A 2,732-nucleotide genomic window follows, 5' to 3' on the forward strand; every position below is an offset into this window, starting at 1 on the left:
GAGGATAGGGGTGATGAGACATCGCGCCGCGTTAGATATAGGTTTGCTCCCACTGCTGCCAATCAAGGGCACTGACGTCTTCATGGCACTGGTCGATGGCAGCTGCCAACGCTCGATAATAGCCTGCCAACACAAGGACGCGGCCAGCTGTTGCTCGACCTGCTGCATCCACCGCCGGATGGTCACCTAAAGCATCGAGCTGATGACGGTACTCCTCGATTCGTGCCCTGGTATCTGGCAACACGCCGCCGGGGTCTAGTCCACGGATCCTATTCTGAATTGCCTCCAATGCGTCTTCGAACGATTTGCGCAGCTCGTGGACTGCCGCGCTGAGACGGGCGTAAGCCGCGTCGTCAGGCGCTGGCAAGCGGGCATGCTCAGTCAAATCGATTCGGAACATGAGCGATTGCATTGAAGCCAGCAGTTGGCTCACCTTTTTAGAATCATTCTGAGGAGCTCGCTGTGGATCGATGAAATGTGTCGAAAGGCTGCAAGCTTTGAAGCTCTTGAGCAAACCAGCCTGCCGGGCGGCCAAAAGTGATTTGCCAGGCTCGGTCCATGAAGGAGACGCGCCAAGTGCACCAAGCGTCTGCCCGCAATTTTGAAAGAACCCCAATACGTTCCGCCGCAATGTTTGTTCTGGCGTCGACCAGGCGAAGAATTGAAGCAGCAGCATGGGAACGATAAACCCGCCACAGTCACCGATCAAGGCATTGGAAAACGTGGAAAATGAGTAGGACTGCTGGAGCGAGATGGACGTCAGTCCACACACCAGCATGCCGCCGAACTTTCCCACAAACATCTTGGTGACATTGGCCGAGTTGATCAGGTAACAGAACGGCAGCGTTGCGAAGAAGAATACCACCGCAAGCTGGAAATATCCGTCCAAAGGACGCATCAGAGCAAAATAGAGAACCGCAGCAACGACAGGTCCAATCAGGAGTGAGAGGAGTATGCCACGTCGCGGCATGGCGGGGAATAAGGCATTGAAACTCACCACGACGACGGTATAGATCATGAGCTTGCCGGTTCCACTAGGCCAGTTCGTCAAGATCCACAGGCAAGCCACCGCAATCATCACAGCAACCGCGATGGCCGATTTAATCAGACGTGGTGCGAAGGGAGGCGCGCTCGACTGGTGTTTTACGACGGCACGTGCCTCGGTCCGTGCTTTGCCGGTTTCGACGCTGGCTAGGGATTGGTGTGCCGTGGTAATTTGCGTTGCGAGTTGAGCTAGCTTCTCCTGCAGGCCAAGCAGCGCGCCCTTGCTCATTCCGTCAGCTTCTGACGATGCGATCTCATCAGCCAGCTTGTGAACCAAGGGATCGAATGACTCGCGGGCTTGAACCATTTCGCCAAGCCGCGAACCGTCGCGGGGCGCCGTGTGCGCCTCGACGAAATTCTGCATCTGATCGTTTAATTTCTGCGTGATCTGTTGCAGCGTCGCAGATTGGTGGACGAAATCGCTGAACACCGGCATCGACTGGCAGATATCCAGGTGTTCACGAACGCCGACCATCGCGTGCGCCAGGGAAGTGAACTTATCGAGTAAGAGCTTGTAGGAGACCTCAAATCGTTTCATCCGCCAACTGTCAATCGCCGCGGTCTGCAAAGTCGCTGCCGGTTTTGATAGTCCCTGGATGAGACTTTGCTCAATGCGAATCAGATCCGCGCGCCTGTCTTTTCCCTCGACGGAAGTCTCAACCATCAGTCGCAGGAGATCTCGGCCATTCTCGCTGTTGGCCCGTAGTTGTTCCTCGAAAATCGTCGCTGTGTCGGTCGGCCAAAGCAAACTGTGTACAAGTGAATCGACGACGACGGCCAGCAGAATTCCCGAGCCCCAGGCGACCCCAAACTCAAAAGAACCGTCGGGATTTTCGACAGATCCATAGCCAATCAGCACCATCGACACGGCGCCTAGCAAGTACGCGTAGAAGAAACGACTGCCTTGCATGAAGAAGACGACAACGCCCACCGCCAGCGAGATGGCAACAATAAAGAGCACACGATCCTGGGAAAACAATGCCAGCAACACGAGTGCAGCAAGCCAGCCCGTAATCCCTCCGACAAACCGCATGATGCCTGTTTGGATCGTGCTTGCCGAAAAACCCTTTTGGATCATCAGAGCCGTGGTGGCGCCGATCCCTGCACTAATGTTCCCAAACCAAAATGCGATTCCTATCGTCAGCACGATGGCCAAGCTCGACTTCATCGCCAACAGCAGGCTGGCGAGATCAATTGCGTCGAAGATGCGATTTGGGAGCGCTAATACACTTTGGAAAAGTAACGGGGCGGGCGCCGGTGTAACCGAGTCTTGAGAAGTTGTGCTCACAGATGTGCCTGCGCCTTGGTTATTTCTTTGGGCTCGGCTCAATCGAAATCGAAGCGGTTGTGCCCGACACGAGCTGGATGTTGTCGGGGACCTCTTTGATGCGAATGGTTACCGGGACGCGCTGCGCCAATCGTACCCAGTCGAACGTCGGTTGGATTTGAGGGACCACCCCCATTTCGCCTTCGGTGGCAGCGATGTCGGGTGGATTCGTGGCGTGGCCGATCGCGTCGACGACACCTTCCAGCGGCTGGTCCGTATGGCTCATCAAGGTAACGATGGCTCGGTCACCTTTTTTGATGTGCCTGAGTTTTGTCTCCTCAAAGTAGGCGTGTACTCGAAACGTGTTGCTGTCGACAAAAGCCACCAGCGGCGATCCAGTGACGGCGAAGGTTCCTTCATT

Annotated in this window: 2 protein-coding genes; both read right to left on the reverse strand. The window is 55.5% G+C overall.

The window, feature by feature from the left end; translation table 11 throughout:
- Window positions 1–31: 31 nt before the first annotated feature.
- On the reverse strand, window positions 32–2,332 hold the full coding sequence (locus tag WBB95_RS13265; protein WP_424487987.1) for an FUSC family protein: 2,301 nt from the start codon (window positions 2,330–2,332) through the stop codon (window positions 32–34).
- Window positions 2,333–2,351: 19 nt separating this feature from the next.
- Window positions 2,352–2,732: HlyD family efflux transporter periplasmic adaptor subunit (locus WBB95_RS13270; protein ID WP_424487988.1), on the reverse strand; the 381-nt coding region annotated here is incomplete at its 5' end.

This window comes from Pseudomonas sp. (assembly GCF_049645325.1).
In the GTDB taxonomy this organism is placed as follows: Bacteria; Pseudomonadota; Gammaproteobacteria; order Pseudomonadales; family Pseudomonadaceae; genus Aquipseudomonas.